At 60.5% G+C, this 26,579-nt stretch carries 29 protein-coding genes; 13 read left to right on the top strand and 16 right to left on the bottom strand.

Annotation, left to right across the window (positions count from 1 at the left end):
- Nucleotides 1–147: 147 nt before the first annotated feature.
- Nucleotides 148–915, bottom strand: coding sequence for a hydroxyacylglutathione hydrolase (gene gloB, locus Q0844_RS07295; protein WP_299043420.1), 768 nt, complete (start codon nt 913–915; stop codon nt 148–150).
- A gap of 72 nt (nt 916–987) precedes the next feature.
- Here gloB and Q0844_RS07290 point away from each other — a divergent pair, with 72 nt between their 5' ends.
- On the top strand, nt 988–1,731 hold the full coding sequence (locus Q0844_RS07290) for a methyltransferase domain-containing protein (RefSeq protein ID WP_299043418.1): 744 nt from the start codon (nt 988–990) through the stop codon (nt 1,729–1,731).
- Nucleotides 1,732–1,734: 3 nt separating this feature from the next.
- Here Q0844_RS07290 and Q0844_RS07285 read toward each other — a convergent pair whose 3' ends face one another.
- Nucleotides 1,735–3,282, bottom strand: a complete 1,548-nt coding sequence (locus tag Q0844_RS07285) for a hypothetical protein (protein WP_299043416.1) — start codon at nt 3,280–3,282, stop codon at nt 1,735–1,737.
- A gap of 426 nt (nt 3,283–3,708) precedes the next feature.
- Here Q0844_RS07285 and Q0844_RS07280 point away from each other — a divergent pair, with 426 nt between their 5' ends.
- From Q0844_RS07280 to Q0844_RS07255, 6 genes are all read left to right on the top strand, one after another.
- Nucleotides 3,709–4,269 carry a F0F1 ATP synthase subunit delta gene (locus Q0844_RS07280; RefSeq protein WP_299043414.1) on the top strand — a complete coding sequence of 187 codons (561 nt, stop codon included), beginning with the start codon at nt 3,709–3,711 and terminating at the stop codon, nt 4,267–4,269.
- The gene (gene atpA, locus Q0844_RS07275) at nt 4,270–5,811 is read left to right on the top strand and encodes a F0F1 ATP synthase subunit alpha (protein WP_299043412.1); all 1,542 of its coding nucleotides are present in this window, start codon (nt 4,270–4,272) and stop codon (nt 5,809–5,811) included.
- A gap of 12 nt (nt 5,812–5,823) precedes the next feature.
- The gene (locus Q0844_RS07270) at nt 5,824–6,696 is read left to right on the top strand and encodes a F0F1 ATP synthase subunit gamma (RefSeq protein ID WP_299043410.1); all 873 of its coding nucleotides are present in this window, start codon (nt 5,824–5,826) and stop codon (nt 6,694–6,696) included.
- An 18-nt stretch (nt 6,697–6,714) separates the two neighbouring features.
- A complete protein-coding gene (gene atpD / locus Q0844_RS07265; RefSeq protein WP_299043409.1) occupies nt 6,715–8,139 on the top strand; it encodes a F0F1 ATP synthase subunit beta in 1,425 nt (474 codons plus the stop codon).
- An 86-nt stretch (nt 8,140–8,225) separates the two neighbouring features.
- Nucleotides 8,226–8,651: a F0F1 ATP synthase subunit epsilon gene (locus Q0844_RS07260; protein ID WP_299043408.1), complete on the top strand. Its 426-nt coding sequence runs from the start codon at nt 8,226–8,228 to the stop codon at nt 8,649–8,651.
- A 114-nt stretch (nt 8,652–8,765) separates the two neighbouring features.
- Nucleotides 8,766–9,116 carry an H-type lectin domain-containing protein gene (locus Q0844_RS07255; RefSeq protein ID WP_299043407.1) on the top strand — a complete coding sequence of 117 codons (351 nt, stop codon included), beginning with the start codon at nt 8,766–8,768 and terminating at the stop codon, nt 9,114–9,116.
- 58 nt (nt 9,117–9,174) lie between these two features.
- On the opposite strand, the gene Q0844_RS07250 is transcribed toward Q0844_RS07255, so the two are convergent.
- The 7 genes from Q0844_RS07250 to Q0844_RS07220 form a co-directional block, all read right to left on the bottom strand.
- Nucleotides 9,175–9,786: a septation protein IspZ gene (locus tag Q0844_RS07250; RefSeq protein WP_299043405.1), complete on the bottom strand. Its 612-nt coding sequence runs from the start codon at nt 9,784–9,786 to the stop codon at nt 9,175–9,177.
- Between the two features lie 79 nt (nt 9,787–9,865).
- Nucleotides 9,866–10,594 carry an amino acid ABC transporter ATP-binding protein gene (locus Q0844_RS07245; protein ID WP_299043403.1) on the bottom strand — a complete coding sequence of 243 codons (729 nt, stop codon included), beginning with the start codon at nt 10,592–10,594 and terminating at the stop codon, nt 9,866–9,868.
- Nucleotides 10,581–11,390 carry an amino acid ABC transporter permease gene (locus Q0844_RS07240; protein WP_299043401.1) on the bottom strand — a complete coding sequence of 270 codons (810 nt, stop codon included), beginning with the start codon at nt 11,388–11,390 and terminating at the stop codon, nt 10,581–10,583. The genes Q0844_RS07245 and Q0844_RS07240 overlap by 14 nt, the downstream gene beginning before the upstream one ends.
- Entirely contained in the window at nt 11,387–12,202 is an 816-nt protein-coding gene (locus Q0844_RS07235; RefSeq protein WP_299043399.1) for an ABC transporter substrate-binding protein, read from the bottom strand. The genes Q0844_RS07240 and Q0844_RS07235 overlap by 4 nt, the downstream gene beginning before the upstream one ends.
- A 75-nt stretch (nt 12,203–12,277) precedes the next feature.
- Entirely contained in the window at nt 12,278–12,514 is a 237-nt protein-coding gene (locus Q0844_RS07230; RefSeq protein WP_366522982.1) for a hypothetical protein, read from the bottom strand.
- Entirely contained in the window at nt 12,499–12,966 is a 468-nt protein-coding gene (locus Q0844_RS07225; RefSeq protein WP_299043397.1) for an AAA family ATPase, read from the bottom strand. The genes Q0844_RS07230 and Q0844_RS07225 overlap by 16 nt, the downstream gene beginning before the upstream one ends.
- Before the next feature lie 66 nt (nt 12,967–13,032).
- Nucleotides 13,033–14,052, bottom strand: coding sequence for a ribose-phosphate pyrophosphokinase (locus Q0844_RS07220; RefSeq protein WP_299043395.1), 1,020 nt, complete (start codon nt 14,050–14,052; stop codon nt 13,033–13,035).
- Between the two features lie 105 nt (nt 14,053–14,157).
- Between Q0844_RS07220 and Q0844_RS07215 the strand changes: the two genes are divergently transcribed.
- The gene (locus Q0844_RS07215) at nt 14,158–14,757 is read left to right on the top strand and encodes a 2-hydroxychromene-2-carboxylate isomerase (RefSeq protein ID WP_299043393.1); all 600 of its coding nucleotides are present in this window, start codon (nt 14,158–14,160) and stop codon (nt 14,755–14,757) included.
- Nucleotides 14,754–15,551: an alpha/beta hydrolase gene (locus Q0844_RS07210; RefSeq protein ID WP_299043392.1), complete on the top strand. Its 798-nt coding sequence runs from the start codon at nt 14,754–14,756 to the stop codon at nt 15,549–15,551. The genes Q0844_RS07215 and Q0844_RS07210 overlap by 4 nt, the downstream gene beginning before the upstream one ends.
- Nucleotides 15,552–15,554: 3 nt before the next feature.
- Here the strand turns inward: Q0844_RS07210 and Q0844_RS07205 are convergent, their stop codons facing one another.
- The 6 genes from Q0844_RS07205 to Q0844_RS07180 all read right to left on the bottom strand — a co-directional run bounded on the left by Q0844_RS07205 (nt 15,555) and on the right by Q0844_RS07180 (nt 20,461).
- Nucleotides 15,555–16,025 carry a YcgN family cysteine cluster protein gene (locus tag Q0844_RS07205; protein ID WP_299043390.1) on the bottom strand — a complete coding sequence of 157 codons (471 nt, stop codon included), beginning with the start codon at nt 16,023–16,025 and terminating at the stop codon, nt 15,555–15,557.
- Nucleotides 16,022–16,954 carry a bifunctional riboflavin kinase/FAD synthetase gene (locus Q0844_RS07200; protein WP_299043388.1) on the bottom strand — a complete coding sequence of 311 codons (933 nt, stop codon included), beginning with the start codon at nt 16,952–16,954 and terminating at the stop codon, nt 16,022–16,024. Before Q0844_RS07200 ends, Q0844_RS07205 begins: the two co-directional genes overlap by 4 nt.
- 134 nt (nt 16,955–17,088) lie before the next feature.
- The gene (locus Q0844_RS07195; RefSeq protein WP_299043386.1) at nt 17,089–17,532 is read right to left on the bottom strand and encodes a MaoC family dehydratase; all 444 of its coding nucleotides are present in this window, start codon (nt 17,530–17,532) and stop codon (nt 17,089–17,091) included.
- A gap of 89 nt (nt 17,533–17,621) precedes the next feature.
- Nucleotides 17,622–18,494: a TIGR01459 family HAD-type hydrolase gene (locus Q0844_RS07190; protein ID WP_299043384.1), complete on the bottom strand. Its 873-nt coding sequence runs from the start codon at nt 18,492–18,494 to the stop codon at nt 17,622–17,624.
- Between the two features lie 62 nt (nt 18,495–18,556).
- A complete protein-coding gene (locus Q0844_RS07185; RefSeq protein ID WP_299043382.1) occupies nt 18,557–19,501 on the bottom strand; it encodes a crotonase/enoyl-CoA hydratase family protein in 945 nt (314 codons plus the stop codon).
- A 39-nt stretch (nt 19,502–19,540) separates the two neighbouring features.
- Nucleotides 19,541–20,461 carry a manganese-dependent inorganic pyrophosphatase gene (locus tag Q0844_RS07180; protein ID WP_299043380.1) on the bottom strand — a complete coding sequence of 307 codons (921 nt, stop codon included), beginning with the start codon at nt 20,459–20,461 and terminating at the stop codon, nt 19,541–19,543.
- 534 nt (nt 20,462–20,995) lie between these two features.
- On the opposite strand from Q0844_RS07180, the gene Q0844_RS07175 reads away from it, so the two are divergent.
- On the top strand, nt 20,996–21,670 hold the full coding sequence (locus tag Q0844_RS07175; protein WP_299043379.1) for a DUF2161 family putative PD-(D/E)XK-type phosphodiesterase: 675 nt from the start codon (nt 20,996–20,998) through the stop codon (nt 21,668–21,670).
- A gap of 295 nt (nt 21,671–21,965) precedes the next feature.
- Here Q0844_RS07175 and Q0844_RS07170 read toward each other — a convergent pair whose 3' ends face one another.
- Nucleotides 21,966–22,961: a TraB/GumN family protein gene (locus Q0844_RS07170; RefSeq protein ID WP_299043377.1), complete on the bottom strand. Its 996-nt coding sequence runs from the start codon at nt 22,959–22,961 to the stop codon at nt 21,966–21,968.
- A 216-nt stretch (nt 22,962–23,177) separates the two neighbouring features.
- Between Q0844_RS07170 and Q0844_RS07165 the strand changes: the two genes are divergently transcribed.
- From Q0844_RS07165 to Q0844_RS07155, 3 genes are all read left to right on the top strand, one after another.
- On the top strand, nt 23,178–23,465 hold the full coding sequence (locus Q0844_RS07165) for a co-chaperone GroES (RefSeq protein ID WP_299043376.1): 288 nt from the start codon (nt 23,178–23,180) through the stop codon (nt 23,463–23,465).
- 51 nt (nt 23,466–23,516) lie between these two features.
- Nucleotides 23,517–25,160 (top strand): chaperonin GroEL, encoded by a 1,644-nt coding sequence (gene groL, locus Q0844_RS07160; RefSeq protein ID WP_299043374.1) that lies wholly within the window; start codon nt 23,517–23,519, stop codon nt 25,158–25,160.
- A 328-nt stretch (nt 25,161–25,488) separates the two neighbouring features.
- Nucleotides 25,489–26,325: a sialate O-acetylesterase gene (locus Q0844_RS07155; RefSeq protein ID WP_299043372.1), complete on the top strand. Its 837-nt coding sequence runs from the start codon at nt 25,489–25,491 to the stop codon at nt 26,323–26,325.
- The last annotated feature ends 254 nt before the right edge of the window (nt 26,326–26,579 follow it).

Genomic DNA, 26,579 nt, shown 5'->3' with positions numbered 1-26,579 from the left:
GAGGCCCCGTACCAACCATGGCCTCATGTGTTTAAGTTTGGTTGAAGATCGCGCGGCTTCAAGGCTTTTCTGTCCTTGGGACCTCACATTGTGCGTGAGAAGCGTTACGATGGTGTCACATTGGGCGTGTCGGTGGAACGCCGCGTCTCAGAAGTTGTCCTTCCGGGTGCGGATTTCTGTAAACACGTCGGTGGCGTTGGCGCCGGTCATGCCCAGATGGGCCTGAATGGCGGGATCATGGGCGCGCAGAAACGGGTTTGTGGCCAGTTCTTCGGACAAGAGCGATGGAACGGTCGGGGTGCCTGATGCGCGTTTTTCGGACACCTCGCGGACCCGCGATATAAGGTCGGGATTTTCGGGATCAATGGTCAGCGCAAATTTTGCATTGGCGGCAGTGTATTCATGCCCGGAATAGACAACCGTGTCGCCCGGCAGGGCGGCCAGCTTTTGCAGGCTGTCGTGCATCTGGGGTTTGGTGCCTTCGAACACGCGGCCACATCCCAGCGCCATGAGGCTGTCGGCAGTAAAGACGGCCTTGGAGGACGGAAAGTGAAATGCGATATGTCCGACGGTGTGGCCCGAAACGTCGATGACCGTGCCTGTTTCGTCGCCGATGTTTACAGGGTCCCCCTCTTCTACTTGTACATCCAGTGCTGGCAGGCGGTGCGCATCGGCCCTGGCCCCGATAACCCGGGCCGGGTATTGCGCAAGGATGCCGGGCAGGCCGTCGATGTGGTCATAATGGTGATGTGTGATCAGAACATGGGTCAATCGCCATCCTGTGTCGTTCAGGGCCGTCAGGATCGGTTCCGCCTCCGGCGCATCAATCAGGGCGGTGTCGCCCGTCGCCGGGTCGTGTGCCAGATACGCGTAATTGTCGGACAGGCAGGGTATTGTTCGGATGTCGAGGGGCATGGCAATTCGGCTCTTTGTGCTTACTGTTAAGGGCAAGGTGGCCCGCGGGGCCCGGATGGACAAGAGACGATCATGCATCTTGATGTGCAGGACCTGCGCAATTTCTACTATCGCAGCGCGCTAGGGCGGGCGGCGCAGGCGTCGCTCAGGCGGCGTCTGGTCGAGATGTGGCCCGAAGCCAAGGGCCAGACAGTGGCGGGGTTCGGGTTCGCCGCCCCCTTGTTGCGCCCGTATCTGAAGCAGGCGCGGCGCGTGGTGGCCCTGATGCCCGGACCGCAGGGGGTGATGCCTTGGCCTACTGACATGCCCAACGTGTCGGTCCTGACCGAGGAAACGCTTTGGCCGCTGGAGACCGGTCACGTGGACAAGTTGATCATGTTGCACGGGCTCGAGACGTCGGAGCGGGCCTATGACCTTCTGGAAGAGGCGTGGCGGGTCTTGGGACCGGGTGGCAAGGCATTGTTCATCGTGCCGAACCGCGCAGGGCTTTGGTCCCGTCGGGACCGGACGCCATTCGGCTTTGGCCGACCCTATTCGGCCAGCCAGCTTGAAACCCAATTGCGCAAGCATCAGTTCCTGCCGGAACGGCATGTGGGCGCATTGTACCAATTCCCATCCACCAAGCGGGTGTGGATGAAATCCGCCCCGATGTTCGAAAAGGTGGGGCGCCTCATGCCTGGCATGGTGGCCGGAGGGGCGTTCATGGTTGAAGCATCGAAACTGGTCTACCCACCCAAGGGCAAGGTGGCCCGGTCCAATGCCAAGCGACAGAAAGTGCCCCAGGGGGTGGCTGCACCCATCGCCGGCCGGGTGTAGGCGTCAACTTACAATGATGATCTGATCTTCGGTAATGTCGGACAGGCCGTCGATACGGATGATGGCCGTGCCGGGACCGGTATTGCCGGTGTCCACGTAGCTGATGCGAATATCGGTCACACCGGCATCCGCGTTCTGTTCTATGTCGATATTCGTGATGCCGACCCCGCTGAACGATCCAACTTGCAGTACATCCTCCGTCGTGTCGAAATCGGTGATTTCGGCATATATCGCCTCGGGTGTCCCAAAGGCATTGCGCACCTGCGCATTGATCGTGTCTGCGCCCGCACCTCCCGTAATTGTCGTTGGTCCATCCTCGTCATCGTAGAAACTGTACAGGTTGAAAAGATCGTCGCCTTCGCCGCCGAACCCCGCGCTTCCGGCGCTTAGCTGCAACGTATCGTTGCCGGCGTCACCATATGCGACCGCACCCGCATTTCCCGTTGTGGACAAAAAGTCGTCTCCCGCACCTCCGAACGCTTCTGATCCTGCGCCGCCGATGGTCAAGCGGTCATTCCCGTTGTCGCCAAAAAGGGAGGTTTCGCCTGGGCCGGAAGACATCAAAACGTCATTTCCGTCGCCCCCACGCACCTCACCGCCAAACAGGCGTACGCTATCATCTCCGGTGCCTGCGTCGACGATCGCATTGGACGTGCGAACGTTATCGTCACCGTCGCCAGCATCGATCACGATGCCGGGTTCGCTGCCATCCAACAGCGAAAACCCAGCCCCACGCTCGGCAAACACGCCTTCGAAAATATCGTTGCCTGCCCCTCCGATCAGTGTTGTGCCTGCATGGTCGGCAACGAGCGTGTCGTTGCCGTCGCCACCGTCCAGGGTCAGGTTCTCTGCCCCGGTGGTGATCCAGTCGTTGCCATTGGTGCCGGTGGTGTCTTCGGTTACCACTTGTTCGGTCACACCACCCCGGGTGATAACGTAGTCCTCGTTTAGAAAGGTGATCAGGTCGTCTCCGTCGGTGTTGGCTTCAAGATAGTGAACAGCAACTTCTGCATTGGCCGCTATGTCGGGCAGTACGCTGCGCATCGTGCCTGGTTCAGGAAGGATGCCACCGTTTTCGGGCACATCCAGCGGTACGGTTCCCAGAAGTTCCAGGCCGAAAAAGGCTTCGAAGTCTTCCAACTGGTAGTTGAACGGGGAACCGCCATACTCTTGCTGACCGGGGATGTCGCTTCGCGCTTCGAAATCTGCATCGGTCAGATCGGTGCCCTCGGGCACAAGGTAAAACCGCGCCTCGTAGGTTTCGACAAAGTTTTCCTCATTGTCCTCGGTGTCGACATAGATAATGCTGGCGATCCGGCCCGTCTCATCCTCGCCGACATCGATGCTGACGGCGTTTGTGGTCTCATCAAACATAAAGGATGCACCGACGTCCGGTTCGGCCGGGACATCAGGGTCTGACGGCTCGATGATCGGGTCCGGATCTTCGGGTTCCGGCGTCGTGTCATCCGTAGCGGGCGATGTGTCATTGTCTACGACTGCACCAAGAACAAAGGTGCCGGTCAGCAAAGCCAGTAAAGCCAATGGGCCCATTTCACGTTCCTTAAAAAAATGCTGAGACCTGAGAGATATGTGCACAATGACGCGCTTTAGAGTCAACTCTTGCGGTTGAACTGTTGCCAACGTTGAAACGGTTGCAGGACTCGCGCGATATTAAGATGCGTTCGCGACGCCGGACGTACTGGGCACGCAAAATGCGAGGAATCGCCCGCAATCGGGCGCGTTTTGTGACAGAATTCTTGCAGTTTCGGCGGGCCAATAGGTCGCAGTTTTGTTAACCAATTGAAAAGGCTCAATAACCACTCGATTGCCTGTTCGCGAACATATGTTGCGGGGTGGCAAACCCTCTGCTACATCCCCCCTGATTTTCACGCCTTGGCCAAAATCAGGGCGGTCCAACACCCCGGGCCACACTTCCCGTGTGCAATCCTCCCGGGCCAAGACATCGAAAGGGTGGACGTGTCCGAACCAGCTTCGATCTCCACAGGCATCGCGGCGCGCTATGCTACGGCTGTCTATGAACTTGCCAAGGACGGCAAAGCCGTAAAGAACCTCGAAGGCGACATCGCGACACTGACTGAGGCCATGGCCGACAGCAGTGATTTCAACGCCCTGATACACTCGCCCATCTACAGCCGGGAAGAGCAGGCCGCCGCAATCACCGCCATTGCCAAGAAAGCCAAGCTGACAGACCTGATGACAAACACGCTGGCCCTGATGGCCGAAAAGCGTCGTCTGTTCGTTTTGCCACAGCTGGTGCAGGCGCTGCGCGATGTCATCGCCGAAGACAAGGGCGAAGTGACCGCGGACGTGACCAGTGCCAAGGCGCTGACCAAAACGCAAAGCGACAAGCTTGCCAAGACGCTGAAGGCCCGCATGGGCAAGGACGTCACCATCAATGCTTCCGTCGATGAAAGTCTCATCGGCGGTTTGATCGTTAAAGTGGGCTCGAAGATGATCGACACGTCGATCCGCTCCAAGCTCGCTTCCCTCCAGAATGCAATGAAAGAGGTCGGATAAATGGGTATCCAAGCAGCAGAGATTTCTGCGATCCTGAAAGACCAGATCAAGAACTTTGGTCAGGAAGCGGAAGTGGCCGAAGTGGGCCGCGTCTTGTCGGTGGGCGATGGTATCGCGCGCGTCTACGGCCTCGACAATGTGCAAGCCGGTGAGATGGTCGAATTCCCCGGCGGCATTCAGGGCATGGCCCTGAACCTGGAAAACGACAACGTGGGCGTCGTGATCTTCGGCTCCGACCGCGACATCAAGGAAGGCGACACCGTCAAGCGCACCAACTCCATCGTGGACGTGCCCGCCGGTGACGAACTCTTGGGCCGCGTCGTGGACGGCCTGGGCAACCCGCTGGACGGCAAGGGCCCGATCAACGCCTCCGAGCGTCGCGTGGCAGACGTGAAGGCGCCGGGCATCATCCCCCGCAAGTCGGTGCACGAGCCGATGGCGACTGGCCTCAAGGCCGTGGACGCGATGATCCCGATTGGCCGCGGCCAGCGCGAACTGATCATTGGTGACCGTCAGACCGGCAAGACGGCTGTGGCGCTTGACGCGATCCTGAACCAGAAATCCTATAACGACGCAGCCGGCGATGATGAGAGCAAGAAGCTCTACTGCATCTACGTCGCCGTCGGCCAGAAGCGTTCGACCGTGGCGCAGCTGGTGAAGAAGCTCGAAGAGAGCGGTGCGATCGATTATTCGATCGTCGTGGCCGCGACCGCGTCCGACCCGGCACCGATGCAGTTCCTGGCGCCCTACGCCGCGACAGCCATGGCCGAATTCTTCCGCGACAACGGCCGTCACGCGCTGATCATCTATGATGACCTGTCGAAACAGGCCGTGTCGTACCGCCAGATGTCTCTGCTGCTGCGTCGCCCGCCGGGCCGCGAAGCGTATCCCGGCGACGTGTTCTACCTTCACTCGCGTCTGCTGGAGCGGTCTGCCAAGCTGAACGAAGACAACGGCGCGGGCTCGCTGACGGCGCTGCCGATCATCGAAACCCAAGGTGGCGACGTGTCGGCCTTTATCCCGACCAACGTGATCTCGATCACTGATGGCCAGATCTTCCTTGAAACCGAACTGTTCTACCAGGGCATCCGCCCCGCCGTGAACACCGGTCTGTCGGTGTCCCGCGTGGGTTCGTCGGCACAAACGGACGCGATGTCGTCGGTGGCCGGCCCGGTGAAACTGTCGCTGGCGCAGTACCGCGAGATGGCTGCCTTTGCGCAGTTTGGCTCGGACCTCGACGCCGCAACCCAGCAGCTTCTGAACCGTGGCGCGCGCCTGACCGAGCTGATGAAACAGCCGCAATACTCGCCCCTGACCAATGCCGAAATCGTGTGCGTGATCTTCGCGGGCACGAATGGCTACTTGGACAACATCGCCGTCAGCGATGTGGGCAAGTTCGAGAGCGGCCTGTTGAAATTCCTGCGCTCGCAGAAGGCGGACTTCCTCAAGTGGATTGCAGACGAAGATCCCAAGTTCAAGAGCGGCGAGAATGTCGACAAGATGAAGGCGGTCCTCGACGAGTACGCTTCGACCTTCGCATAAGGAGATCGGGCAATGCCAAATCTCAAGGACCTGAAAAACAGGATCGAAAGCGTGAAATCCACGCGGAAGATCACCAAGGCCATGCAGATGGTGGCCGCCGCGAAACTGCGGCGGGCGCAGGAAGCGGCCGAGATGTCGCGCCCCTATGCCGAACGGTTCACAGCCGTGATGGCGGGGCTGGCATCCGCTGCTGCCGGCTCTGACAGCGCGCCCAAACTGCTCAGCGGTACGGGCTCGGATCAGACCCACCTGCTGGTGGTGATGACATCTGAACGTGGACTGTGCGGTGGCTTTAACACCAACATCGCGAAACTTGCGCGCGCGAAGGCCACGGAACTGAAAGCCGCCGGCAAGAAGGTCAAGATCTTGACCGTTGGCAAGAAGGGCCGCGACCAGCTGAAACGTGATTTCGGCAATGACTTTGTCGGTCACGTGGACATGTCCGAGGTCAAGCGGATGTCCTACGCGGATGCGCAGGGTGTGGCAAAGGATGTGCTGGGCCGCTTTGACGCGGGCGAATTTGACGTGGCGACGATCTTCTTTGCGAAGTTCCAGAATGTCGTGACGCAGATCCCCACCGCACAACAGATCATCCCCTTTGCGATCCCGGAGGACTACGAAGGGTCCGACACGCTTTATGATTACGAGCCGGACGAGGAAGCCATCCTGGCCGATCTTCTGCCGCGCGGCGTCGCCACAGCGATCTTTTCCGGCCTGCTGGAAAACGGAGCGTCCGAACAGGGCGCCCGGATGAGCGCCATGGACAACGCGACCCGCAACGCGGGCGAGATGATCGACAAGCTGACCATCCAGTTCAACCGCTCGCGCCAGGCCGTGATCACCAACGAACTGATTGAAATCATTTCCGGCGCGGAAGCGCTGTAAGACATCCGGAGACGAAAAATGGCAAATGCTAAAGGCAAAATCACACAAGTCATCGGGGCCGTCTGCGACGTGCAGTTCGATGACCACCTGCCAGAGATTCTGAACGCTCTGGAAACCGACAACAATGGCAACAACCTTGTATTGGAAGTCGCACAGCACCTTGGTGAAAACACCGTGCGCTGCATCGCGATGGACAGTTCCGAAGGTCTGGTGCGGGGCCAGGAAGTGTCCGACACAGGTGGCCCGATCATGGTGCCCGTCGGCCCCAAGACATTGGGCCGTATCCTGAACGTCGTGGGCGAGCCCGTGGACGAAGGTGGTCCGGTCGAGGCCGAGGAAAAGCGCGCCATTCACGCGCCTGCGCCTGAATTCGCCGAACAGTCGACCGAATCCGAAATCCTGGTGACCGGAATCAAGGTTGTGGACCTGCTGGCCCCCTATTCGAAGGGCGGTAAAATCGGCCTCTTCGGCGGTGCTGGTGTGGGCAAGACCGTTCTGATCATGGAACTGATCAACAACATCGCCAAAGTGCACTCGGGTTACTCTGTGTTCGCCGGTGTGGGTGAACGGACACGTGAGGGCAACGACCTGTATCACGAGATGATCGAATCCAACGTGATCAAGCCCGACAATCTGGAAGAAAGCCAGGTTGCTCTGGTTTACGGTCAGATGAACGAACCTCCCGGAGCGCGGGCACGTGTGGCCCTGACCGGTCTGACGCTGGCGGAACAGTTCCGTGACGCGTCGGGTACGGACGTTCTGTTCTTCGTCGACAATATCTTCCGCTTCACGCAAGCGGGCTCCGAGGTTTCGGCTTTGCTCGGCCGTATTCCTTCGGCGGTGGGCTACCAGCCGACACTGGCCACCGACATGGGTGCGATGCAGGAACGGATCACCTCGACCAAGTCGGGTTCGATCACATCGATCCAGGCCGTGTACGTGCCTGCGGACGACCTGACCGACCCTGCGCCTGCCACCACCTTTGCGCACCTGGATGCGACAACGGTTCTGTCCCGCGCGATTTCGGAGCTGGGTATTTACCCCGCCGTGGACCCGCTCGACAGCTCGTCGCGTCTGATGGACCCGCAGATCGTGGGGGAAGAGCACTACAAGGTGGCCTCGGACGTGCAGCAGATCCTGCAACGCTACAAGTCGCTTCAGGACATCATCGCCATCCTCGGGATGGACGAGTTGTCGGAAGAGGACAAGCTGACCGTGGCCCGCGCCCGGAAAATCCAGCGCTTCCTGAGCCAGCCCTTTGACGTGGCCAAAGTCTTCACCGGCTCGGACGGTGTGCAGGTTCCGCTGGAAGACACGATTGCCTCGTTCAAGGCGGTTGTGGCGGGTGAATACGACCACCTGCCCGAAGGTGCCTTCTACATGGTTGGCGGCATCGACGAGGTGAAAGCCAAAGCCGAGAAGATGGCCGCCGACGCCGCCTAAACAGTGCGGTGGGCAGATTGCCCACCCTACGACAACGCCCAAGGGTAGGGTGGGCAATCTGCCCACCACCCGGATAGGAGGCAAAGATGCAATTTGATTTGGTATCGCCCGAGCGCAGCCTGGCCTCGCTGGACGCGTCCGCCGTGCAAATCCCGGGTGCGGATGGCGACATGACCGTGATGGCCGACCATGCCCCCACAATCACAACCCTGCGCCCCGGTGTGCTGAAGGTCGAGGCGGGCAGTGAAACACATGAGTATGTCGTGACCGGCGGCTTTGCCGAGATCGGCGCCGCAGGCGTGTCCGTTCTGGCCGAACGTGCGGTGGCGAAGGGTGACATGACCCAAGAGCAGATGGATGCGATGTTCGATGAGGTGCAGGATGCCTACACCCGCGCCAAGGACGTCGCGGACGGCGACAACGGGCTTGTGGATGACGCCGCCAAGCTGCTGGCCGACATGGTCGCCATGGGCGGGGAAATTGGTCTGAGCACCAAGCAGCCCAGCCTGTAACGTCAGGTAGAACAGACGTTCGAGGCCTCGCTTTTTGCGGGGCCTTTTGCGTTTTGCCCCTTAAATTCCCGTTGCGACGTGTTACGACATTGTGACGAACCCAAGACCGAACTTATGAAACGACTGCGCAATCACCTGATAGGGATCGACCAAGGCGACACCGTCCTGTTTTCCGATTTCGAAGATGGCGGGGAGATGTGGACCGGCCGCGGGCAACGCGAGCGTCGTCGCCGCATCGCCTTTTCCGAGCCGTTCCGGACGGAGCCGTCCGTGCACGTGTCCATTTCGATGTGGGATGTCGACAATGAAACCCCGTTGCGGGCGGACGTGGTGGCCGAAACCATCACGCAGGCCGGTTTTGACCTGGTGTTCCGCACCTGGGGCGACACGCGCGTGGCGCGCGTTCGTGTCGCGTGGCTCGCCATGGGCGAATTGCGGCAGGCGGACGAGTGGGACCTTTACTGACTGCCCAATTCGACACGGTGTCCGGCTGCATCTCCAGGCCGACCGCGTCCACCCCAGATCATCGTTTTTTCTTCGACGGCCCCAGCTTGGCATGATCTATGATCAAGCCGATTTGAAGGACGAAAAAGGCAAAGACCACCACCGGCATAACGAGTGTTTCGAACAGCACCCAAAACCTCTCTGAATGCGTGCGCCACACCAATTCGTTGGCGGCCGCAGACAGGACAAACAGCGTGACCAACCGCTTGGTCAAAATCATCCACCCCTTTGGCTTCAGGGGGATCATGTCGTCCATGATGAACTTGAGCCAGCATTTTCCAAACATCAGACCGACGCCGAGCACCGCCGCCAACAGAAGATAAATCGCGGTCGGTTTCATCTGAAACACACGCGGGTCATTCAGCCAGATGCTCAACCCGCCAAACACAAGCAGCATGGCTGCCGTTGCAACCTGTATCCGCGCAACCTTGCCGCTCAGGACCCACAATGCCGCAGTGGCCGCAAGAAAGACGGGCATGAACGCGGCAACGACGACGACAAAACCGGTGTACTCGGTGCCGCCGATCACAAAGACATCGTTCCGCAGGATCAGGTAGATCACGACAAATGCCGCGACCGGGCCAATCTCCAGAATGGTCTTTACTTTGGAGTTGAGCGGTTCGGTGGTCACTCGTTTGATCTTTCCATGGCACGCACGTTTTTTTGCACAGCAAGGTTAGCCAGCATTTAACAAACGGACCCTGTCGCGCCTAGCGCAACACGCTTGCCAGGAACTGGCGCGTGCGCTCCCGTTCGGGGGCGGAAAAGATACGGTCCGGCGCCCCTTCCTCGGCCACTACGCCCTGATCCATGAACACCACGCGATCCGCTACATCGCGGGCAAAGGCCATCTCGTGCGTTGCCAGCACCATCGTCATCCCGTCATCTCGCAAGCGGCGTAACACGTCCAGAACCTCGCCGACCAGTTCGGGGTCCAGGGCCGAGGTGATTTCGTCCAGCAGCATCGTCTGGGGTCGCATTGCCAGTGCCCGGATCACAGCAACCCGCTGTTGCTGACCACCTGACAGCTGGTCGGGATACTTCGTCATGTGATCGGCCAATCCAAACCGGACAAACAGCGCCTCGATCCGCTCCCGCGCGTCTTCGCCCAGCACCCGGCGGGGGGCGAGGGCGACGTTGTCATAGGCTGTCATGTGCGGAAACAGGTTGAAGGATTGAAACACGATGCCGATGCGTTGACGCACCGGCCCAAGGTCAAACCCCGGCTCGGCGATGTCGACGCCGTCCAGGCGCACCTCGCCATCATCTACCGGCTCCAGCCCGTTCATACAGCGCAGCAGCGTCGATTTGCCCGACCCGGATGCGCCGATCAGGCACACCATCTCGCCTGCTGCGATGTCCATGTCGATGCCCTTCAGCACCTGTACGTCGCCAAAGCTTTTGGTCACGCCACGCAACGACAGTCTAGGATCGGGCATCGCGGTCCCTGTTCATCAGATAGTCGGCATACCGCGTGGCGGGCACTGTAATGCACAAAAAGATCACGGCGGCGGCCACATAGGGTGTGAAGTTCGCCAGCAGGGATTTGAAGATGCCCGCCTGCCGCAGAATTTCGACCGGTCCGATAAAGGACAAAAGCGCGACATCCTTTTGCAGCGCCACCAACATGTTCATGTTGGCAGGCACCACGCGCCGGATGGCTTGCGGCAGGATCACGTAGCGCATCGTGTCCCGTTCGTTCAGGCCCAGACAGATGGCGGCATTGCGTTGGCTGGCATGGATGCTTTCGATGCCGGACCGCAGCACCTCTGCCACATAGGCGGAATAGGTCAGGACCAGCGCAACGGTGCCCCAGATATAGGGCGAATTCCAGGGGCGCGGCAGCCCCAGCCCGGGAATGCCGAAGCCCACCAGATAGACCAGCAAGACCACGGGGATGCCGCGAAACAGATCGACATAGATTGCCCCGAAAATCCGCAGCGGAAACAGCGCCGGGTTGGTGTTGCCGCGTGCCAGCGCAATGGCAAGTCCGAGCGCAAAGATCATCGGAACCGACCAGGCAAAGATCGCCACATCCAGCGTAAAGGCCCGCAGAAGATCGGGAAAGACGCGCAGGAACACGTCGCCATTGAAGAAAGACGCACGTACCGCGTCCCAGCCCGGGGCGAGGGGGACCAGAAGCACGACGAGGGTCAGCACGACAATGGTGCTGACCCCCGCAATCGTATTGGCCCGGCGCTTTTGCCGGGCCTCATAAGCGGCGCGCCGTGTCACTGGATCAGGGGAACTCCGGTGGCTTCCTGAAGCCACTGTGCTTCTATCTCGGCCAATTTGCCGCTGTCCGTCATGGCAGCCAGGGCCTCATCCACGCAGGCCTTCAGGGCCGACCCTTCGGGCATCAGCATACCGAACTGATCCGGGTTTTCCGCAGCCGCCGGGTCGAATTGGCCCAGCACCACGCCATTGTCCATCAGCACGGCCGCAGTAAAAAGCGCGGTTGGCAGGTCAAACAAGGCTGCGTCGATCTGGCCGGCCTGCATGGCTGCCGTGATGTTGGCATTGTCGTCATAGACCAGCGGTGACTGATCGGGCTGGATTTGCTCCATGACCACGGGCAGGGCAGTGGTTGATGCCACCACCCCCCATTTCAGGCCCTTCAGGCTGTCCAGTGTGGGTTCTGCGCCACCTTCGACCACGGTTTGCGTCGTCATCACCGCCTGGGGCGCGGTGTAGTAGGGGGCAGAGAAGTCCACGACCTTGTCACGTTCTTCCGTGATCGAATATTGCTGCATGTTCAGGTCGAAATTCTTTGCGCCGGGTTGGATCGCCTCGTCGAACGACGTGCGCACCCAGGTGACCTGATCCGCGGAAAATCCCATTTCCTCGGCCAGCGCATAGGCGACGGCAGCCTCAAACCCTTCACCCGCTTCCGGCGCATCGTTGAGAACCCAAGGGTAATAGGCCGGGTTGCCGGTGGCGATGGTCAATGTGCCGTCAGTCAGCGTCTTGCCAGCGGCACAGTGGCCGTCGGCCCATGCGGCTGAGGCGGTGAGTGCGAGGATGGCGGCGGTGATAAACGGTTTCATTACGATCTCCCCATTATTTGCCGCGATATTCGGGCAAGGGGGCAGGGGTGTCGAGTCCATATCGTTGCCACCTGCTCAGGTCAGCAGATCAAGTTCGTCCTTGCATGCAGATTGCACAAACGCATCGGGGTCCGCCGCGAAAGACGCCCAGAGACGGAAGTGTTCCGTCTTGCGCAGTCCGATGCTGGATATGCCGCGATGCGAGATACGCAACAGTGTCGCCGACGGGATCGCCATCAAGATGGGTGAGTGCGTGGCCATGATGACCTGCGCGCTTGCATCTGTCTGTATCTCGGTCAAGAAAGCCAGCAATTCTGCTTGCTTGCGTGGTGAAAGCGCCGCCTCGGGTTCATCCAACAGGAAAACCCCTGACCGGACATGCGGTCCTGAATCATGGCGGCAAAACCTTCGCCATGCGATGCCGAAAGGTAGTCGCCCACCGTCACGTTGGCGACTGAAGCAAAGCTTTGTGCCTTGAGAAACCAGCCCCGCTGCACCTTGGGCAGCCACCCACATCGCAAATGTGCCGCCAGATCCGCCGCATTTTCATCATTGCTGGTATCAGGTGCGCCCGCCCAGGCACCGCCGCCTGCCGCAGAAAACCCCGAAAGCACGGCGATGGCCTCAAGCAATGTGGATTTTCCTGATCCGTTTTCGCCAACGAAGATCGTGACGGGCGTGCTGAATTCCAGTTCGAAACCGTCACCCAGCCACGGCAGGTTGAAAGGGTAGCGGTCAGGGCGTTCTGCACCGGGATCTTCCATGAAGACCCTTTGCAAGTAAGGCGCGGGTAGCCTCGTATCGCGTTGCCTACGCACGATGGTGACCCATTACTCGGCCGCGTACATCCCGTCATAGATGGGCGACAACGTCTCGGCCTCGAACAAGGACGACACGGACGTGCCGTGCCAGATGTTCAGAATGGCCTGTGCAAAGACAGGGGCCGTGGGCACGATGCGGATGTTGGGCGCGGCCTTGATGGCGTCGGTCGGCTGGATGCTGTCGGTGATGACTAGTGACTTCATGACAGAATTTGTCACCCGCTCGACCGCCGGGCCGGACATCACACCATGCGAAATGTAGGAATGCACCTCTTTTGCACCATTTTCGATCAGAACCTCGGCCGCTTTGCACAATGTGCCTGCGGTGTCACAGATATCGTCAACAATCACACAGGTCTTGCCGGTCACTTCCCCGATCACGGTCATCTCGGCGACTTCGCCGGCCTTTTCGCGGCGCTTGTCCACGATGGACAGGGGGGCGTTCACACGCTTGGCCAGATCACGGGCCCGCGCCACGCCGCCCACGTCGGGGGACACGATCATCAGGTCGTCCATCTGCCCCGCGAACTGGGTTTTCAGGTCCAGCGCAAAGACCGGAGAGGCGTAAAGGTTGTCGACCGGGATATCAAAGAACCCCTGGATCTGCGCCGCGTGCAAGTCCATTGTCAAAACCCGTTCGATCCCTGCACCGACCAGCATATTGGCAACCAGCTTGGATGAAATGGGCGTACGGGCCTTTGACCGCCGATCCTGCCGCGCATATCCAAAATAGGGGATCACCGCGGTGATGCGGGCCGCCGACGACCGGCGCAGCGCGTCACACATGATCAGCAGTTCCATCAGGTTGTCATTGGCCGGGTTCGACGTGGGCTGGATGATGAACATGTCCTCGCCGCGCACGTTCTCGAACACCTCGACAAATATCTCGCCATCGTTGAACCGTTCGACACGGGCATCGACCAGGCCGACATTGACGCCGCGATGCAGCGACATGCGCCGAGCGATGGCATTTGCCAATGGCAGATTGGCGTTGCCCGAAATCAGCTTGGGCTCTTGAATGGTTGGCATGTCGTGTCCCCGCGCAGCACGATTGTGACAGATTCGTGATGTTGACTCCGCTTAGCACGGGCGTACGGTCGCGCGAAACAGCAGACCCTGCCGCCGGAGACAAAAATGGCCCAGATCGATTACTATTTTGCGACGCTGTCGCCCTATACCTATCTGGCCGGGAAACGGTTCGAGGCGCTGGCAGAGGCGCATGGCGCAACGGTGACCTATAAACCGCTGGATGTGATTGCTCTGTTTGACCGGACCGGGGGCACACCGCCAAAGGATCGGCATATCAACCGGATCGAATACCGCGCACAGGAATTGGTGCGGCAGGCCAAAAAGCACGATCTGCCGTTTAACCTGCAACCGGCGCATTGGCCCACCAATGCGGCACCCTCGTCATACGCGATCATTGCCGCTCAGACCGCGGGCGGCGGTGATCTGGGCGCGCTGGTGCACGCGATCCTGCGTGCGGTCTGGGCCGAGCAGAAGGACATCGCCGAGGATGACGTGATCAAGGCCTGCCTGTCAGAAGCGGGATTTGACCCATCTCTCGCCGACAGCGGCCTGCTCTCCGGCGCAGAGACCTATGCCGCCAATCTGGAAGAGGCGGTGGACAAGGGCGTTTTTGGTGCGCCTTTCTACATCGTCGATGGGGATCAACGCTTTTGGGGCCAGGACAAGCTTGAAGATCTGGACCTGCACCTGTCCGGAAAACTGTGATCCCCCACATCAACACCCGGGCCTTTGGGGCCGGTGAACGTCCGGCCCTCGCCATCCATTGTTCGTTGGCGCATTCGGGCATGTGGCGCGCTTTTGGCGATGTGGTCGGGGATCTGGTGACTTTGCACGCCTATGACCTGCCAAACCACGGCCAGTCCGGCGATTGGGACGGGCAGGGGGTCATGCATGATACAGCCACGGCCATGGCGCTGCGCGTGCTGGACGATATTGGCCCGGACCCCATCGACATCATCGGTCACAGCTTTGGCGGCACGGTTGCGTTGCGGATTGCAATCGAACATCCAACCCGCGTGCGCAGCGTGACACTGTTCGAACCGGTCTATTTTGCAGCGGCCTTCGCGGATGATCCGGGCTTTGCGGATCGCTATGCCGCAGACACGGCCGACTTCGATGCCGCACTCGCGGCGCAGGATGACGAGGGGGCAGCGCGCGCCTTCAATCGCGCGTGGGGCGATGGGCCGGCATGGGAGGATATCCCGGCAAATGCCCGCCGCTACATGACAGACCGCATCCGGTTTGTCCCTGACAGCGCGCCGTTCCTGTTGCATGACAGCGCCGGTTTGCTGACGCCTGGCCGCTTTGCCCGGGCGACCATGCCTGCACTGGTGTTGGCGGGCGCAACGTCCCCATGGGCGGCCGACGTGAATGGCGCCATCGCCCGGCGCCTGCCCCAGGTCCAGTCCGAAACGCTGGACGGGGTGGGGCACATGGGGCCTGTCACACATCCCGACCGGGTTGCGCCGCTCTGGGCCGGGTTCCTGAAAACCGCGTGAGGGTCAGGTCGGCTCTTCGATGATGTGATCCTCCCAATCCTCGTCGGCGACATCGAACTCGCTGACGGTCTGCCCGCGCATGGACAGACCCGCGTCATGCACTGTCTCAGCCGTGCCCGAGATCAGGGGATGCCAATCAAAAAGCGGTTTGCGTTCATATACAAGGCGGTAAGCGCAAGTTTGCGGGATCCAGTACAGGTGCTCCTCGATGTTCGAGGGCTTGAGCACAATGCAATCGGGCACAAACTGGTGACGGGTGTCGTAATGCGCGCAACGGCACGTGTCGTCATCCAGCAACCGGCACGCCACGCGGGTCAACGCCACTTCGCCGCTGTCTTCATCTTCAAGCTTGTTCAGACAGCATTTGCCGCACCCATCGCACAGCGCTTCCCATTCCTTGCGGGTCAGCTGGTGAATGGGCTTGTTTTCCCAAAATCGCGGGGGCAGACCGGCGCGGTCAATCGGATCGCTCATAGGTTCGCCAGAATGGCACGGGCCTGCGCACTGTCTGCATCCATCTGCGCAATCAGGGTCTCCAGGCCGTCGAACTTTTCCTCGCCGCGCAGATGCGCGACCAGAGCCACCGACACCGGTGCCCCGTAAAGGTCACCTGAAAAGTCGAAAACAAAGGTTTCCAGGTTCGGTTTGTTTTCTCCGAACATCGGTCGGACGCCCAGCGATGCCACACCGTGATAGGCGCCCTTGTGCGGCCCATCCAGAACATTGAACAACACGGCATAAACACCAAAGGCGGGCGGGTGCAGCCCGTCGATTGACATGTTTGCTGTCGGGTATCCCAACGTACGCCCACGCTGTTCGCCGCCAATGACGGGCCCTTCGATCCTGTGCCAATGGCCCAGCATGTCTGCAGCGTCCTGCGGACGACCATCGGTCAAGGCCTGGCGGATAGCCGTCGAGGACACCGTGCGCGCCTCGTGTGCCAGAAGCGGCGCAACCGTGACCCCGAACCCCATGGCCTGACCAAATTGCACCAGGTCGCGCGCCGTGCCCGCCCGCTTGTTGCCAAAACAGAAATCGGACCCCACGACAACATGACCCAGGCCCAGGCCTTCACAAATCACATCACGCGCGAAATCCTCGGGGCTCAGCCCCGCCAGGCCTGCGTGAAACGGCAATTCAAACAGATAACGCAGCCCCATCTTTTCCAGTCTGCTTGCACGTGCGGCCTGGCTCATCAACCGAAACGGGGGGGCGTCGGGGGCAAAGTATTCGCGCGGATGCGGCTCGAACGTCAGAACGCCCAGCGGTGCATGGGGGGCTGCTTTCTGCGCCAATTCGATAACTGAACGATGGCCGACATGTACCCCGTCGAAATTGCCGATCGCCACGCTTGCGCCCCGGTCGGCGGCGTCCACATACTGATAATCCCGGATGATCTTCATGGGCCCTGCCTAGCCACGCGCCGTCACAAGGGCAAGATGCAGTTTCTTCCGACCGGAAATACGACGGGGGAGGCCGCAAGGCCGGGGGCAGCGCCCCCTCGAACTTGTCGTCGCGCGCCAGCGCGTCCTTGGGATCAGTCGAACTTGCGCGATGGCGCCAGCACTGTGGCTTCGCCGATCAACACCTTCTTGCCATCGACGGCACAATGACAGTCCAACCTGACCCTGCGCTTGGCAAAATCGATATCGATGACCTTCACCTCGGCATAGACCATGTCGCCGGGCCGCACGGGGGCCAGAAACTTGAGCGACTGGCCCATATAGACGGTGCCGTGGCCGGGAAGCTGTTCCCCAATCACGGCCGAGATCAAACCAGCTGTCAGCATCCCGTGGGCAATGCGCCCCGCAAAGATGGTGTCACGGGCATAATCGTCGTCCAGATGCACCGGGTTCCGGTCTGTCGACACCTGCGCGAACATCTCGATGTCCTCGTCCGTGACGACTTTGCGCAGGTGACGGGACATCCCCATTTCGATGTCCTCGATGCAGATCGTGCCGCGGGGCAGGTTGTCCAACATGGAAAGGCTCCGGTAATTTTCTGACCGCTAGCGCGGCCTTCACGCAATGTAATTACTTTGCGCACGCAGAAAATCAAGCGAAAAGAAGGTCAGCGCAGATGCCCTATTGCAAAGGTCGGGGCCGATTTTTCCTTTTCCAGATAGGTTCTTAGCGCATCTTCGTCCGGTTGATGCGACGTTTTGGTTTCCGCCGCGGCCAGCCCACCCGAGATGAACAGAGAATCAATGTCCTCACCCATGGCCCCTGCAATGTCCGTCAGAACCCCGTCACCGATGGCCAGAATGCCGCTGCCCGGCACGTCCACACCCAGCTCTGCCAACCGCCTGCGCGCCAGGTCATAGATCGGCGGATGCGGCTTGCCGAAATACAGGCTCTCGCCTCCCATCTCGGTATACAGCTTGGCCAGCGCGCCAGCACACCATTCGCGCACCTCCCCTCGGTCGACAACAATGTCGGGATTTGCGCAAAGCAACTTCAGCCCCAGCTGTTTGGCCATCAGAAATTCGGGGCGCATCACATCGGGATCGGCCAGCGGATCCCGCGGGCCGGTGCACACGATCCCTTCGGCCTCCTGCAGCGGAACGATCTCGATCTTGACCGGGTCCTTGATCACGCCAATCGGGTCAAAGAATTTCTCCTCCCCGGGTTGGCCGATGAAATGCACCTTGGTTCCCACCATGCCCCGAAACATCGCGGCACGCGCACTGTCGCCAGAGGTGGCAATGGTGTCCCACGCATTGTCCGGAACGCCAAAATGCACCAGTTGTTTCGTGACACCGGCCCGCGGACGCGGAGAGTTGGTGACCAGCACAACCTTGCCACCCTTGGCACGGTAGGTCCGCAACGCGGCCACCGCGTCGGGCAGCGCATGCACGCCATTGTGCACGCAGCCCCACAGATCGACAAACAACGCATCGTAGCGGTCCGAAATGTCGGACAGGGAAGTGATGATCTGGGCCATGACGTCTCCGGCAGCAAGGGAATGCCCGGGGTCTGCCACAGACAGGGCGGGGGCGAAAGGGGCTAGCGTGCCGGACCCTTGTCCACGCGGCGCGCCGGATCATTCAACGGATGATCCCGCGTCCAGTCATACAGGCCTTCGTCCCGCTCTTTGACGGCCTGTTTCCACCCGACGGCCTCGGACCGGGCTTTGAAGTTCAGCCCTTCGGGCGAGTGCCGCGTGATCCCGTCAAACACGGTGGCCAGGCGCTGGGTCTGGGTAAGTGTCGCCTCAAGGGTCTGGTTGATGACCATCTTGTTCATGGCAAGCTGGTTGATCGGTACCGACGCCATTCGCGCCGCCAGGGCGTCGACCTCTGCGTCAAGCCGGTCCTCGGGCACGGATTTCAACACCAGCCCCATGTGTTCCGCTTCGGTGCCGCTGATCTTGTCCCCGGTCAACAGCATCCGCTTGGCGCGCTCGGGTCCCAGCCGGTATACCCACATCGCTGTTGTCGGGCAGCCCCAGACGCGGGCCGGCATGTAGCCGATCTGCGCCGTATCCTCCATCACCACCATATCGCAACACAACGCGATGTCGGACCCCCCGGCCAACGCCAACCCGTGCACTTTTGCGACCACGGGTTTCATCGCGCGAAACAGTGACATGAAGCACTGTGTGTTGGCCCACATGAACTGATAATCCTGCATGGGGTCCCAGGGCATGTCCTGCGTGATCCTGTTGTCGGGGTCCTGGGCGTAATGCGCCAGATCATAGCCTGCGCAGAACGCGCGCCCTGCACCCGACAGGATCATCACATGCACATCGCGGTCCGCATCAAATGCTTCGACGGCGGCCTGCAATTCGCGGGGCAGATCGTCGTCGATGGCATTCATCACCTCCGGACGGTTCAGGATGATGCGACCGATCCGGCCATCTTTCTCTGTCTTGATGGTGCGCATGATGTCCTCCCTTTGACGGGAGGCTTGCACAAAAAGGTAAGGCGGGCCAATTGCCCGCCTTCGCATCTTAAATCGTAAGGCGCAGGTGCCCTCCGCCCCGCGCGCTCAAACTTTGAGGTGCGGAATAATCTGCTTCTTGCGGCTCATGACGCCGGGCAGCACGACCGTGTCGCCGGACACGGTGGCGTCAAAGCTCTTCTCTGCCACGCCCTTAACCCGGTCGTTCGGGATCAGCATGGTGGCCTCTTCGTTCAGGATGTCGACCACAAACAGCAGCACTTCGTCCGCGCCGTCTTCCTTGGCGACATCCACCATGGACGCCATCAGGCTGTCCTTGCGGTCCAGCACCAGCTTGGGTGCGGTGGTTTCCAACACGGATACGCGGAACTGCGTGCCGTCCACTTCGTATTCCTTGCTGTCCATGCGCAGCAATTCAGCGTCCGAAAACGCAGACACGTCAGACTTCGCCTCGAACATCTCGAATGCATAGGCCGACAGGTCCACCCCCAGATCCTTTGCCAGGTCATGGGCAATGGCGGTGTCTTCCTGTGTCGTGGTGGGCGAGCGGAATTCGAGCGTATCGGACAGGATGCAGGACAGCATTGCGCCTTTGATGCCCGTGGGCATCTGGGCCATGTCCTTGCCGATCATCTTCCACATGATGGTGGCCGTGCAGGCCAGCGGCTCGATACGGATGTCGATCGGGCCCTTGGTCTCCAGCCCGCCCACCAGCTTGTGATGGTCGATGATGGCCGTGATGTCGGCATCATTGATCGCATCGGGCAACTCGGCCGGGTTGTTCGTGTCCACGATAACCACGGGTTGATCCGCATCCACGCCATCAATGATGCGCGGCTTGGGCAGGTCCCACTTCTTCAGAACAAATGCCGCTTCGGTGTTGGGCTCGCCCAGCAGAACGGGTTCGGCGGCCACGCCCTTGATCTCGTTCAGGTACCAGGCCCAGATGATGGCTGATCCGGTTGAATCCGTGTCTGGTGATTTGTGGCCGAAAACAAGGGTGGTCATGGCGGTGCGTCCTTACCGAAAGCGTCAATTTCGCGCCCTTATAGCAACCTTGCCTGCCGTGTCACGGGGGACGGACAGAGTGCAATTGTCGCGCCGTGCGTATTGCGGTAAACTGGGCGCTTACACATCCCGAGGAGTGCTCTGAAAATGAACAGCCTGGTCTGACCGCCAAAGTGTTCCGCGCGCCCCGCGCGCCCTGTTTTCAGAGGAGTGTTTTTCAATGGACAAGCCTGCCTGACCCGCATCCGCGGGGATCGTGCTGCGCGTCGCGCAGTCCCATCCATTTCAGACAGAAGGGGCACCTCATGCCCAGATCGAAACCCCCAGCCCGCAAGCCGGGCACCATCCGCACGCCATCCAAGGCCCGTCCACCTGCACGTCCTGACCTGAACCGCAGGCCTGGCCAGACCCTGCGCATGCAAGTGCGCGGTGGCCGCCCGCCACGGTTCCCGGGCCGCACCGGCGGGCGATAGGACTTGCCAACTGGTCCGTGCGGGGGTTTCTTCGCACAGGCCAAATGCCTGGACCGCCGACGTGACCACCCGCGAAACCGATCTTTATCCTGCTGTCAAAACCTTCCTCGAAGGGCAGGGGTACGTGGTGAAATCCGAAGTTGGCGCGGCAGATGTGGTGGCGGTGCGGGGCGGTGAACCTCCCGTCATTGTCGAGTTGAAAACCGGGTTCTCCCTCGCCTTGGTGCATCAATGCGTCGCCCGGCTTGCGGTCAGTGATGATGTTTACATGGCCGTTGAACGCGGCAAGGGCAAACGGTTTCAGAAAGCGGCCAGGGACATGACCAGGCTGTGTCGCCGTCTTGGGCTGGGGCTGATGACGGTGCGACTGTCCGATGATCTGGTGCAGGTGCATTGCGACCCCGGACCCTATGCGCCCCGCAAGAACACCAGGCGACAGGGGCAATTGCTGCGCGAATTTGCGGCGCGGCAAGGGGATCCGAATGACGGTGGTCAGACCCGTGTCGGGCTGGTCACGGCGTACAGGCAGGATGCTGTCAAACTTGCGATGTATCTGTTCGAGGTTGGCGCGAGCAAGGGCGCGGATGTCGCGCGCGAAACCGGTGTGGCCCGCGCCACGACAATGATGCGCGATGATCATTACGGTTGGTTCGAGAAGGTGGAAAAAGGTGTCTACGGTCTGACGCCCAAGGGGGCCGAGGCGGTGGCGCAGTCCGGGCGGGTGCTTGGGGCCTAAGGCGCCTTGGCGTGCGGCAAAGCGCGGCGCGCATATCGGCCTCGGCTGTACCCAGCGACTGGCCCACATCAACGCCCGCAAGGGCGAAACCGCGTACGATCAGGACAGCCTGAGAAACGGGTTTGGTCAGGTGGGTCATAGTCACCTCCGTCCGGACTTTTGCGCGCAGCGGTGCGGACGGCTGGGGATGACCTGTGGCGCCGGGGACATGTGCAGAATTGGACGGTCGACCGTCACCCGACCGCATGGGCCAAAGGGTTACGCTCTGTCTTGCACCGACCGAGACGTCCAGGACCTAAAAGGGGCGGCGTTCCACAGTGTACCCGCGCAGGGCCAGTTGGTTCAGCAGCCCGGTTTCGCCCGACAAATGCGCGGCCCCCACAGCGATGACGATGTTGCGCTCTGTGCGTTGATCGATCCGGTCCATCCACATCAGGTTCCGCTGATCAAGCAGCATACCCATCATCTCGTCAAACAGGGCGTCAAACTCATCTGCGGCAATATCGATCTGTCCGCGCGTGAATACCTGCGAAAAGGCCAACAACTCACCATGTCGTTCTTCGAAATAGCTTGCGATAGTCGTGGCGGTCGCATCATTCACCGTCCGCTCCATCTGTATGGTCAGCGGCAGAAAGCGCAGTTGCTCTTCCAGCGGGTCAGACGCCATCAGGTCAAACACCTCGCGAAAGGTCTCGAGGCCCGCAACAGGGACATCCGCGGCGTCCGCCGCACCGATGATCTGCTTGTCGAGACCGGGTTTGCCTGCCTGCACGTCCGCCGCGGCACAGGGCGCAAGGGCCAGGGTCAGTGACAAAAACCACGGTTGATACTTCGCAGCCATGAAAGGTGGCACACCGCGCTTCTGCACGGCAGCTGCCAGCTCGGTCCACACGTCCGGGGCCACCAGATCAATCAGGCTGGGCCCGTCCGTCAGAAAGGCAATTGAAGGATCGGTTGCGATGGCGTTCAGCATGGCCGCTTCCTCGTCCGACGTGATCTCGACCAACAGCAGGTCCGCGCCAGCGATGGTCGGTCTCAGGCGATCGACGATGGCCCCCATCCGCGCATCGTGCAGATGCATGGTGCCGATCAGGGCAATGGTCTGATCGCCCCGCGTTGCCTGCCAATGGTTGCCTTCGGGATAGGGCATCGACGCGACCTGTGACGCGATCTCTGCCTTGTCCTGCGGGGTGAGCGTTTCTCTCAGATCGGCGCCGGTGCAGGCTGCCATGGCAAGGCCCGGCAGCACAAAGGCGCAGGCGGCCAGACAGGATCGAACAAATGTGTGCATTGTCGCCTCGCTCTTGTTTTCGGCAGGCTAGGGGCAGGGGCAAAGCTTGCCAAGACAGGTGCGGACAAAGCCGTGCATTTTTTGGTGTTGGCGGTGCTTGACTCGGCGCGGGCGCTTCCTTACCTACGCCACGTTATCACTCGCACGTAATGAGTGCTAACGGCCCCGAATCCGGGGTCAAGGGAGAGTAACTTTGAGCCTCAAGGAGCTGCAAAGATGGCATTGAAACCGCTTCATGACCGCGTGCTGGTACGCCGCACGGAAAGCGAAGAGAAAACCGCTGGCGGGCTGATCATCCCCGATAGCGCCAAGGAAAAGCCCAGCGAAGGCGAAATCGTGGCCGCAGGCCCCGGCGCCCGCAAGGACAGCGGCGAGCTGATCGAAATGGGTGTCAAAGCCGGCGACAAGGTGCTGTTCGGCAAGTGGTCCGGCACCGAAGTCAACATCGACGGCGAAGAGCTGCTGATGATGAAAGAAAGCGACATCATGGGGATCATCGAGTAAGCGGCCCCGCTTCTCTGATCCCTGATCGAAACTCTCACAGGAGAATTCAAAATGGCTAAGGACGTCAAATTCGACACAGATGCCCGCGGGCGCATGCTGAAAGGCGTGAACATTCTGGCGGACGCCGTCAAAGTGACACTGGGCCCCAAAGGCCGCAACGTGGTGCTGGACAAATCCTTCGGCGCACCCCGCATCACCAAGGACGGTGTGTCGGTTGCCAAGGAAATCGAACTGGAAGACAAGTTCGAGAACATGGGCGCGCAAATGGTCAAGGAAGTGGCCCAGCGTACCAACGACGAAGCGGGTGACGGCACAACGACCGCCACCGTGCTGGCCCAGGCCATCGTCAAGGAAGGCATGAAATCGGTTGCCGCAGGCATGAACCCGATGGACCTCAAGCGCGGCATCGACATGGCAACCGCCAAAGTCGTTGAAGCGATCAAGGCCGCCTCGCGCGAAGTGAACGACAGCGCCGAAGTGGCACAGGTCGGCACCATCTCGGCCAACGGCGAAGCCGAAATCGGCCAGCAGATCGCGGACGCGATGCAGAAGGTCGGCAACGAGGGTGTCATCACCGTCGAAGAGAACAAGGGTCTGGAAACAGAAACCGATGTCGTCGAAGGGATGCAATTCGACCGCGGTTACCTGAGCCCCTACTTCGTGACCAACGCGGACAAGATGACCGCCGAGCTCGAAGACTGCATGATCCTGCTGCACGAAAAGAAACTGTCGTCGCTGCAGCCCATGGTGCCGCTGCTGGAATCGGTGATCCAGTCGCAGAAACCCCTGCTGATCATTGCTGAAGACGTCGAAGGCGAAGCGCTGGCAACCCTGGTTGTCAACAAGCTGCGCGGCGGCCTGAAGATTGCAGCCGTCAAAGCCCCCGGCTTTGGTGACCGCCGCAAGGCCATGCTGCAGGACATCGCGATCCTGACAGGCGGCCAGGTGATCTCCGAAGATCTGGGTATGAAGCTGGAAAACGTGACCATGGACATGCTGGGCACCGCCAAGCGCATCCAAATCACCAAGGACGAGACCACGGTCATCGACGGCAATGGCGAGAAAGCCGAGATCGAGGCACGCGTTGCCCAGATCCGCGGCCAGATCGAGGAAACCACATCCGATTACGACCGTGAAAAGCTGCAAGAGCGCGTTGCCAAGCTGGCAGGCGGTGTTGCGGTGATCCGCGTCGGCGGCATGACCGAAGTCGAAGTGAAAGAGCGTAAGGACCGCGTCGACGACGCCCTGAACGCCACCCGCGCTGCCGTGCAGGAAGGTGTTGTTGTGGGCGGCGGTGTTGCTCTGGTTCAGGCAGGCAAGGCGCTTGACGGGCTGACCGGTGACAACAACGACCAGAACGTCGGCATCGGCATCGTGCGCAAGGCCATCGAAGCGCCGCTGCGCCAGATCGCCGAAAACGCAGGCGTCGACGGTGCCGTGGTTGCGGGCAAGATCCGCGAAAGCGGTGACGTGACCTTTGGCTTTAACGCGCAGACCGAAGAATATGGCGACATGTTCAAGTTCGGCGTGATCGACCCCGCCAAAGTGGTGCGCCACGCATTGCAAGACGCCGCCTCGGTCGCGTCGCTGCTGATCACGACCGAAGCCATGGTGGCCGACAAGCCCGCCAAAGAAGGCGCAGGCGGTGCCCCCGGCGGCATGCCCGACATGGGCGGCATGGGCGGCATGATGTAAGCAACAAGGCGGCGTTCAGCCGACTTGTGCGACCACGAAAGGGCAAGCAACCGCTTGACCGGATGGATGAAAGGGGCTGCCTCGGGCGGCCCCTTTTGCGTTGGCACCTGCGCAGGGGTGGCGGCGCGGCGACCCCTTTTTACGCAATCCACACCCAACAGGAATGTCCCCGGGTTGTGAAATTAGGAAAAAATTCACCTTTATTGACTTGATGTGAAATTTCAATTTGTAAAATCATACTTCCATCACCGAAACCTGGGCTGACAGTGTTAGCCCGGATTTAACCAAGTGCGCGTACCTCTTTGCTCAAACGGAGGTGCATCGCGCTATGACAACACCGGTATTTGTTTTGGCAGGCCAAAGTAATGTTGGCTTCCTGTCCAGCGAAATCGAACAGGCATTCGACGATGAATATGGTTTGGGCAATTACGAACTTATTCGCGTTTTCGATGCGGGCGCACCGTTGACCCGGGAACGGGAAAACCAACTGGATTGGAGCAATCCAGATGAATTGAGAGAGGACCTGACCGTCGAAACGATCAACGCGCTGCTTGCTGACGATGATCGGGTCTTTGGCGGCATGATCTGGGTCCAGGGCGAGGCGGACACGTTTTTCGCAGGCGGCGCCGACCGATATGGCGAAACGCTGGACGAATTGATTGACGGGTTCCGGGACGATGTTTCGACCGCAATGGGCGACATCGACGTGGGCATGAATACTGCAAACGTGACCATTCTCGAATTGTCAGAGAACGCGCCAGACGCCCCGGACCGCGTTGGCTGGGACACCGTCATTGCCGAACAACGGGAGGTCGCGGACGCGGATCCGACGGTACAAACGCTGGACCCCGACACCGTTGCCCAAGATGCAGATGTCGCTGCATCGGACATGTTTCGCGATGGGCTGCATTACGAGGATGACTTTGGGGCCATCCTGGCCGACGAACTGGTGCAAACGCTGGCGTTCTCGCCGCCAGAGGTCGGGGACGACGGTGATGGGTCCCCCGTGCCGCCATTCCCGACGTTGCCGGTCACGGACGAGGGCCCGCCGCTGGACGACATGCAAGCGGACGGCGCAGAAGAAGACGGGGATGACGGCGGCTTTGGCTTCGAAGCGATCTTGTTCCTGCTGCCACTTCTGCCGTTGCTTGGCATGGTTGGCTAAGCGCATACGGTACGGGCCCATTGGCGGGTCAAGGAGGACGCCTTTGTCCGCTTGGGCACCGACGCGACCAGATGATCCGGTGCCGGCTCGCGGCGCTGCCCGCACACCAAGGCCGCCCTTGCGCCTTCGGCTTTGGTCAGATCGGGGATGCGTCGCGGCAGTACTTCGGGCGTGGCAGAGTGTTTGCATCAGGCTGAACCGCATGGCGTGACCCCTACGGCCAGGGGCCATGTCACGCCCCTGTCCGTGCCCGT

Origin of the sequence: uncultured Tateyamaria sp., assembly GCF_947503465.1 — a bacterium.
Classification (GTDB): domain Bacteria; phylum Pseudomonadota; class Alphaproteobacteria; order Rhodobacterales; family Rhodobacteraceae; genus Tateyamaria.
This window is presented reverse-complemented; position numbering and strand designations above follow the sequence as displayed.

Excerpts from the sequence above, each read along its gene's own strand:
- Q0844_RS07205 (WP_299043390.1), bottom strand. The coding sequence starts at position 16,025 with ATGAGCGATCCGATTGACCGCGCCGGTCTGCCCCCGCGATTTTGGGAA.
- Q0844_RS07285 (WP_299043416.1), bottom strand. The coding sequence starts at position 3,282 with ATGGGCCCATTGGCTTTACTGGCTTTGCTGACCGGCACCTTTGTTCTT.
- atpA (WP_299043412.1), top strand. The coding sequence starts at position 4,270 with ATGGGTATCCAAGCAGCAGAGATTTCTGCGATCCTGAAAGACCAGATC.
- Q0844_RS07195 (WP_299043386.1), bottom strand. The coding sequence starts at position 17,532 with ATGTTGGACAACCTGCCCCGCGGCACGATCTGCATCGAGGACATCGAA.
- Q0844_RS07180 (WP_299043380.1), bottom strand. The coding sequence starts at position 20,461 with ATGACCACCCTTGTTTTCGGCCACAAATCACCAGACACGGATTCAACC.
- Q0844_RS07200 (WP_299043388.1), bottom strand. The coding sequence starts at position 16,954 with ATGAAGATCATCCGGGATTATCAGTATGTGGACGCCGCCGACCGGGGC.
- Q0844_RS07190 (WP_299043384.1), bottom strand. The coding sequence starts at position 18,494 with ATGGCCCAGATCATCACTTCCCTGTCCGACATTTCGGACCGCTACGAT.
- Q0844_RS07260 (WP_299043408.1), top strand. The coding sequence starts at position 8,226 with ATGCAATTTGATTTGGTATCGCCCGAGCGCAGCCTGGCCTCGCTGGAC.
- Q0844_RS07235 (WP_299043399.1), bottom strand. The coding sequence starts at position 12,202 with ATGAAACCGTTTATCACCGCCGCCATCCTCGCACTCACCGCCTCAGCC.
- Q0844_RS07165 (WP_299043376.1), top strand. The coding sequence starts at position 23,178 with ATGGCATTGAAACCGCTTCATGACCGCGTGCTGGTACGCCGCACGGAA.
- Q0844_RS07155 (WP_299043372.1), top strand. The coding sequence starts at position 25,489 with ATGACAACACCGGTATTTGTTTTGGCAGGCCAAAGTAATGTTGGCTTC.
- Q0844_RS07290 (WP_299043418.1), top strand. The coding sequence starts at position 988 with ATGCATCTTGATGTGCAGGACCTGCGCAATTTCTACTATCGCAGCGCG.
- Q0844_RS07270 (WP_299043410.1), top strand. The coding sequence starts at position 5,824 with ATGCCAAATCTCAAGGACCTGAAAAACAGGATCGAAAGCGTGAAATCC.
- groL (WP_299043374.1), top strand. The coding sequence starts at position 23,517 with ATGGCTAAGGACGTCAAATTCGACACAGATGCCCGCGGGCGCATGCTG.
- gloB (WP_299043420.1), bottom strand. The coding sequence starts at position 915 with ATGCCCCTCGACATCCGAACAATACCCTGCCTGTCCGACAATTACGCG.
- Q0844_RS07220 (WP_299043395.1), bottom strand. The coding sequence starts at position 14,052 with ATGCCAACCATTCAAGAGCCCAAGCTGATTTCGGGCAACGCCAATCTG.
- Q0844_RS07215 (WP_299043393.1), top strand. The coding sequence starts at position 14,158 with ATGGCCCAGATCGATTACTATTTTGCGACGCTGTCGCCCTATACCTAT.
- Q0844_RS07170 (WP_299043377.1), bottom strand. The coding sequence starts at position 22,961 with ATGCACACATTTGTTCGATCCTGTCTGGCCGCCTGCGCCTTTGTGCTG.
- Q0844_RS07225 (WP_299043397.1), bottom strand. The coding sequence starts at position 12,966 with ATGGAAGATCCCGGTGCAGAACGCCCTGACCGCTACCCTTTCAACCTG.
- Q0844_RS07255 (WP_299043407.1), top strand. The coding sequence starts at position 8,766 with ATGAAACGACTGCGCAATCACCTGATAGGGATCGACCAAGGCGACACC.
- Q0844_RS07185 (WP_299043382.1), bottom strand. The coding sequence starts at position 19,501 with ATGCGAAGGCGGGCAATTGGCCCGCCTTACCTTTTTGTGCAAGCCTCC.
- atpD (WP_299043409.1), top strand. The coding sequence starts at position 6,715 with ATGGCAAATGCTAAAGGCAAAATCACACAAGTCATCGGGGCCGTCTGC.
- Q0844_RS07245 (WP_299043403.1), bottom strand. The coding sequence starts at position 10,594 with ATGCCCGATCCTAGACTGTCGTTGCGTGGCGTGACCAAAAGCTTTGGC.